This window comes from Frankia sp. AiPs1 (assembly GCF_023716945.1).
In the GTDB taxonomy this organism is placed as follows: domain Bacteria; phylum Actinomycetota; class Actinomycetes; order Frankiales; family Frankiaceae; genus Frankia.
On the sequence record NZ_JAMQQF010000317.1, the window covers coordinates 1 to 6664 of the forward strand.

Consider the following 6664-nt stretch of genomic DNA (forward strand, 5'->3'; position numbering starts at 1 on the left):
GGCCCCCATGCCTGCGTGCGTGCTCGTGCCGGTGCCCTCGAGCGCGGCGGCCCGTCGTCGGCGCGGCTTCGATCACCTGGCACTGCTGTGCTCCGCGGCAGCCACCGTGCTGCGTCGGCACGGTCACCGGGTGGGCGTCGCGCCCGTGCTGCGGCCGGTGCGTCGGCTCGCCGATCAGGCCGGGTTGGGTGCCGCGGCGCGGGCGGCGAACCTCGCCGGTGCCTTCGAGCTGGCGAATCCGGCGCGTGCGGTGTTGCCGGCGGGCGCGCGGGTCATCGTGGTCGACGACGTGCTGACGACGGGCGCGACGGTGGGGGAGGCAGTGCGGGCGCTGCGGGCGGCCTCCGTGCCGACCGCGGCCGTCGCGGTGATCGCCGTCACCGATCCGACGCGCGGAAGAGTCGCCCTACCCGCGATCCACGGCCCGCCGGGGTGAAACTGCCGGTACGCACCGTCCGTGTCCGCCCGCAAGGGGCGAACGAATGGGCGGCGGCGGGCTCTGATGCCGGCCGGGCGTAGCGCACGCGTCGTGCGGATGCTGGGCAGATGGGCGGAGTAGGCCCGCCGCAGCGGGGAAGGAGGCGAACGCGGGCGACCATCCGCAGACGGCACGACGGGAAGGTGCGACAACCGTGGACAGGGCGTCCGTGGATCGTCTCGGCCCTGAGGCCGGACGTGTCCCGGGGGACGCCACAACATACCGGCGCACGGCCGGCCGCTGGCGCAGGTCGCGTCGCCGGGATCGGCGAACGGGAGGTGGATCGCGTGGACATCGTGGTCAAGGGCAGGCACACCGCGGTTTCGGAACGGTTCCGCAATCATGTCGAGGCCAAGCTCGCCAAGTTGGAGCGGTTGGACTCCAACATCATCAGCGTTGACGTCGAGCTGTCGAAGGAGCACAACCCGCGGCTGTCCGACGTCTGCGATCGGGTTGAGCTGACCGTGTACTCGCGGGGTCCGGTGATCCGGGCCGAGGCTGCCGCCGCCGACTGCTACGCCGCCCTCGACCTGGCCACCGGCAAGCTCGCCGAGCGCCTACGCCGAGCGGCCGACCGGCGGGTCCGCCACCACGCCAACCACGCTGGTGCCAAGCAGTCCGGCATCACCTCCGTGCCGCTGGAGAGCCTGATGCCGCTGGAGGGCACCCGACCGGCCGACCTGCATCCCGCCGTCGAGGCGGCACCGTCCGGGGGAAACTCGGCGCGCCCGGTCGTCGCTGCCCCTGCCGACTCGCTCGCCGCGGCCCACAGCCCGGCTGGCCAGGGCGCGGCGGCGGAGCAGGACCCGCTGGTCGTGCGGGAGAAGACGCACGAGGCCGACCCGATGACGCTCGAGGACGCCCTGTCCAACATGGAGCTGGTCGGCCATGACTTCTATCTGTTCCTGGACGCCGACCTCGGCCTGCCCAGCGTGGTCTACCGCCGCGTCGGCTACGACTACGGCGTGATCAGGCTCTCGGGACCGGCCGGGGCGGCGGCGGCCGCATCGCTGGACGCACACCGTGACGTGGACCGATCCGCCCAGGATCGCGGCGCGTTCGCGAGCTCGGCCGCTCTTTAGACGATCTGCAGGTCACGCCCACCGGCTGACGTGGGACCATTTGCCTCGGGTGTCGGAGTGCACGGCACGCCACCCCGCGCGCAGACGCGCGGGGTGGCGTGACCCGGGTGAAAGTGGTCCTAAGGAGGTCAGATGACGGTGGAGGAGCAGCGCTCTGAGGAGGTGCTGCCGACGCCATCGGAGGCGAACCCCATCCGGGTGCTCATCGTCGACGACCATGCACTGTTCCGGCGCGGGTTGGAGATGGTGCTGGGCCAGGAGGTCGACATCGAGGTCGTCGGGGAGGCCGCGGACGGGTCCGAGGCCGTGACGATGGCAAAGGAGATGGCCCCCGACATCGTGCTCATGGACGTGCGGATGCCGCGCCGCGGCGGGATCGACGCCACGAGCGCCATCAAGGAGGCGGTGCCGAGCGCGAAGATCGTCATGTTGACGATCAGTGACGAGGAGGCCGACCTCTACGACGCGATCAAGGCAGGAGCCATGGGCTACCTGCTCAAGGAGATCTCCATCGACGAGGTCGCCGCCGATATTCGCGCCGTCTACGGCGGCCAGAGTCTGATCAGCCCGTCGATGGCGTCCAAGCTGCTCAGCGAGTTCGCGGCGATGATCAAGAACAAGGATGACCGGCCGCAGCTCCCCACGCCCCGGCTCACCGACCGGGAGATGGAGGTGCTTCGCCTCGTCGCCAAGGGCATGAACAACCGCGACATCGCCAAGCAGCTCTACATCAGCGAAAACACCGTGAAGAACCACATCCGCAACATTCTGGAGAAGCTGCAGTTGCATTCCAGGATGGAGGCGGTGGTCTACGCGGTCCGGGAGAAACTACTCGAAATTACCTGAGTCGTCGTCGCGGGTCTTCGGGCGGTGGCGGGTCGTCCGCGAGTCGCGAGCCGACCCAGCAGTCGACTCGCCGGCCGTCGCCCGTCACCAGGGCCTGTCGTAGGGTCCCCTCCAAGGTGAATCCGCATTTCTCGGCCACTCGGAGGGACCCGGTGTTGCCGACCTTGGCCCGCCAGCCGATCCGGGCCAGCCCCAGGGCCCCAAAGCCCCAACGGGTCAGGGTCGCCACCGCCTGTGACATCACGCCCTGGCCGCGGGCCGGGGCTGCGCACCAGTAGCCGACTTCGGCGTCCCCCAGGTCGGTGATGTTCCCCAGCGCGACCGAGGCGAGCAACTGCTCGGTCGTGGCGTCGACGACCGCGAACGGCGCGCCGGTCCCGTCCGCCCAGGCGGCGGGGGCCTGCCGGGCCACGAAGTCCTCGGCATGCTGGCGTTCGTAGGGCGTGGGCACCAGCGTCCACCGCCCAATCTCCGGATCCTGGCAGGCTTCGTACACGGCGTCGACGTCATACGGGCGCCACGGGCGCAGGTGCAGGCTGCCGGCGGTGATCTCCGCCGGTTCGAGAGACGGCATGTCTCTACCTTTTACCGGTTCACCGCCGGCACGCGGCGTACCCCCGTCCACCCGCCCGGGCACCCCGTGGCGTCCCCGGACGTTGGAGTGGGTGACGCCAATCGCGGGTCGCCGCGCCATCGCCCCCGTTGTCCTGCTCGTTTGTGTCCACGCAATCCCCGCGCCCAGGCGTCGGCACCGTCCCACCCCGCGCAGCCCGTCGCCGACCGCGGCCCGAGGAACCGCGTCCCGATGGATGTGATGGGGGACGGTCCAGGGGCTAGCATCGTGTGGTCGGTGCCTCGCCGACATGCCTGCCGGAGGAGTTTCGCCCGTGGTTCTAGACAAGATCTTGCGTGCCGGCGAGGGCCGGATTCTGCGCAAGCTCAAGGCGATCGCCGAGCAGGTGAACCTGATCGAGGACGACTTCACCGGGCTGTCCGACGGCGAGTTGCGAGGCATGACCGACGAGTTCCGCCAGCGTGTCGCGGAGGGTAAGGAGTCCCTCGACGACCTGTTGCCCGAGGCATTCGCCGCCGTTCGCGAGGCGGCCCGGCGCACACTCGGCCAGCGGCACTTCGACGTGCAGATCATGGGTGGTGCGGCGCTTCATCTCGGCAACATCGCCGAGATGAAGACCGGTGAGGGCAAGACGCTGGTCTCCACCCTGCCCGCGTACCTCAACGCCCTGGCCGGCGAGGGCGTGCACATCGTCACGGTCAACGACTACCTCGCCCAGCGTGACGCCGAGAACATGGGACGTGTCCACCGTTTCCTCGGGCTCACCGTCGGGGTGATCCACCCGCAGATGCCGCCCCCGGTCCGTCGGGCCCAGTACGCCTGCGACATCACCTACGGCACGAACAACGAGTTCGGGTTCGACTATCTGCGCGACAACATGGCCTGGAGCGCGGACGAGCTGGTCCAGCGCGGCCACAACTTCGCGGTGGTCGACGAGGTCGACTCGATTCTCATCGACGAGGCCCGCACGCCATTGATCATCAGTGGTCCGGCGGACCATCCGACCCGCTGGTATACGGAGTTTGCCCGGATCTCCCCCCTGCTGGAGCGCGACGTCGACTACGAGGTCGAAGAGGGCAAGCGGACGGTGGCCATCACCGAGTCCGGCGTGGAGAAGGTCGAGGATCAGCTCGGCATCGAAAACCTCTACGAGTCGGTGAACACCCCGCTCGTGGGCTACCTGAACAACTCGCTGAAGGCCAAAGAGCTCTACAAGCGAGACAAGGACTACATCGTCACCGACGGCGAGGTCCTCATCGTCGACGAGTTCACCGGCCGGGTGTTGCACGGCCGGCGCTACAGCGAGGGAATGCACCAGGCGATCGAGGCCAAGGAAAAGGTCGAGATCAAGCAGGAGAACCAGACTCTCGCGACGATCACTCTGCAGAACTACTTCCGGCTCTACGACAAGCTATCCGGAATGACCGGTACCGCCATGACCGAGGCGGCCGAGTTCCACCAGATCTACGCCCTCGGCGTGGTGCCGATCCCGACGAACAAGCCGATGATCCGTAACGACCAGCCGGATGTCGTCTACAAGACCGAGATCGCAAAGTTCGACGCCGTGGTCGAGGACATCGCCGAGCGGCACGAGAAGGGCCAGCCGGTCCTGGTCGGCACCACGAGCGTGGAGAAGTCCGAGTACCTGTCCAAGCAGCTCACCAGGCGGGGCGTGCCGCACGAGGTCCTCAACGCCAAGCACCACGAGCGGGAGGCGACCATCATCGCCGAGGCGGGCAGCAAGGGCGCCGTCACGGTGGCGACGAACATGGCCGGTCGCGGTACCGACATCATGCTCGGCGGGAACCCGGAGTTCCTCGCCCAGGCCGAGCTGCGCCAGCGCGGGCTGTCACCCATCGAGACCCCCGAGGACTACGAGGCGGCCTGGCAGGAGGCGCTGGAGAAGGCCCGGCAGTCGGTGAAGACCGAGCACGAGGAGGTCGTCGAGGCCGGCGGCCTGTACGTGCTCGGCACCGAGCGGCACGAGTCCCGGCGCATCGACAACCAGCTACGCGGCCGCGCCGGCCGGCAGGGCGACCACGGCGAGTCGCGGTTCTACCTCTCCCTCGGCGACGACCTCATGCGGCTGTTCAACGCGGCCGCCGTCGAGGGGATCATGGATCGCCTCAACATCCCCGAGGACGTCCCGATCGAGTCGAAGATCGTGACGCGGGCGATCCGATCGGCCCAGACCCAGGTCGAGGGCCAGAACTTCGAGATCCGCAAGAACGTCCTCAAGTACGACGAGGTCATGAACAAGCAGCGCACCGTCATCTACGAGGAGCGCCGCAAGGTCCTCGACGGCGCCGACCTGCACGAGCAGGTGCGGCACTTCGTCGACGACACCGTCGAGGGGTACGTGCGCGGTGCCACCTCCGACGGCTATCCCGAGGAGTGGGATCTCGACACCCTGTGGACCGCGCTCGGCCAGCTCTACCCGGTCGGAGTGGAGGCGCCCGACTCCGACGATCGCGACGGGCTCACCCCCGATCACCTGCTGGAGGATGTCCAGGCCGACGCGCAGGAGGCGTACGACCGCCGCGAACTCGACCTCGGCGAAGGCGTCGACGACGAACCGATCATGCGTGAGCTGGAGCGGCGGGTCGTGCTCGCGGTGCTGGACCGCAAGTGGCGCGAGCACCTTTACGAAATGGACTACCTGCAGGAGGGCATCGGCCTGCGGGCGATGGGACAGCGCGACCCGCTGGTCGAATACCAGCGCGAGGGTTTCGACATGTTCCAGACGATGATGGAGGGCATCAAGGAGGAGTCCGTCCGCCTGCTGTTCAACGTCGAGGTCCAGATTGCCGGCCAGGAGACCGAGGCGGCGCCCGCGGAAAGCGTCGCCGTCGCTCCGGCGGTCCCCGCGGGAGCCGCCGCTCTGCCCGCTGCGGTTGCGCCCGTGGCCCTGCCGGACGTCGCCGAGGACGACCGAGCGGCCGCGCGCCGGACCCCGCCAGAGATGCCACCTGCGCCGGCGCCCCCGGCCGCACCGCCGGTCTTCGTCAAGGGCTTGGAGCCACGCCGGCCGACCGGTGGGCTTCGCTACACCGCGCCATCGGTTGACGGCGGCGCCGGGCCGGTCACCACTCTGGACTCGGGTGCCGAGTCGCCGGTCGGTGGCGGCGCGGCCCGAGCGGCTCGTGGTCCCGCCGGCGGGTCGGCGGCAGGTGCGAGCGGCGCCCGCCCCGCCCGTAACGCCCCCTGCCCGTGCGGCTCGGGTCGTAAGTACAAGCGGTGCCACGGAGATCCCGCGCGGCGCAACGCCGAGGCCGAGTAAAGAACGCGCTACCCGTTCCTTCGCTCCCGGCCGTCGGACGGCGGGTGACCCCGCTGCCCGACGGCCGAGAAGCCGGTGTCGGGGCGCCGCTCGGTCAGCCGACCTGCAGAGTCGTGACTCGCCACCGGCCGCCGGCGACTTCCATCCGCAATGCCAGCGCCGCCGCCCGGGCACCACGGTTGATCACCGCCGACACCTCGGCGACGCCCGGTCGCGGCTCGCTCACCCGCACGCTGCGCACCTGGCCGCGGCGGCGGTCGCTGAGCTGCGCGGCGATGCGCTCGAGATCGTTCTGAAGCCTGGGCGTCGTCCAGGCGGCGAGGTGGGACACGGGACGCACGCCGCCGAGCGCCTCGACGATGGCTCGGACGACGATCACGGCTGCCTCCCGCGCGGGCGCGGTC

The 6664-nt window shown here is 69.8% G+C and carries 6 protein-coding genes; 4 read left to right on the forward strand and 2 right to left on the reverse strand.

Annotated elements, in window-relative coordinates:
* The 3 genes from ND748_RS21665 to ND748_RS21675 all read left to right on the forward strand — a co-directional run.
* Positions 1 to 436: ComF family protein (locus ND748_RS21665; protein ID WP_285902506.1), on the forward strand; the 436-nt coding region annotated here is incomplete at its 5' end.
* Between the two features lie 329 nt (positions 437 to 765).
* The gene (hpf, locus tag ND748_RS21670; protein WP_251747821.1) at positions 766 to 1560 is read left to right on the forward strand and encodes a ribosome hibernation-promoting factor, HPF/YfiA family; all 795 of its coding nucleotides are present in this window, start codon (positions 766 to 768) and stop codon (positions 1558 to 1560) included.
* A 132-nt stretch (positions 1561 to 1692) separates the two neighbouring features.
* Positions 1693 to 2406 (forward strand): response regulator transcription factor, encoded by a 714-nt coding sequence (locus ND748_RS21675; RefSeq protein ID WP_009740324.1) that lies wholly within the window; start codon positions 1693 to 1695, stop codon positions 2404 to 2406.
* Here the strand turns inward: ND748_RS21675 and ND748_RS21680 are convergent.
* Positions 2399 to 2980: a GNAT family N-acetyltransferase gene (locus ND748_RS21680; protein WP_251747822.1), complete on the reverse strand. Its 582-nt coding sequence runs from the start codon at positions 2978 to 2980 to the stop codon at positions 2399 to 2401. The two genes, ND748_RS21675 and ND748_RS21680, sit on opposite strands and share 8 nt — an antisense overlap.
* A gap of 313 nt (positions 2981 to 3293) precedes the next feature.
* Here ND748_RS21680 and secA point away from each other — a divergent pair, with 313 nt between their 5' ends.
* A complete protein-coding gene (secA, locus tag ND748_RS21685; RefSeq protein ID WP_251747823.1) occupies positions 3294 to 6260 on the forward strand; it encodes a preprotein translocase subunit SecA in 2967 nt (988 codons plus the stop codon).
* A 94-nt stretch (positions 6261 to 6354) separates the two neighbouring features.
* Here the strand turns inward: secA and ND748_RS21690 are convergent.
* Positions 6355 to 6664 (reverse strand): Rv3235 family protein (locus ND748_RS21690; RefSeq protein ID WP_251747824.1); only part of this gene is annotated, 310 nt, incomplete at its 5' end.

Coding starts and splice junctions, on each gene's coding strand:
- ND748_RS21675 (WP_009740324.1), top strand. CDS start 1,693: ATGACGGTGGAGGAGCAGCGCTCTGAGGAGGTGCTGCCGACGCCATCG.
- ND748_RS21680 (WP_251747822.1), bottom strand. CDS start 2,980: ATGCCGTCTCTCGAACCGGCGGAGATCACCGCCGGCAGCCTGCACCTG.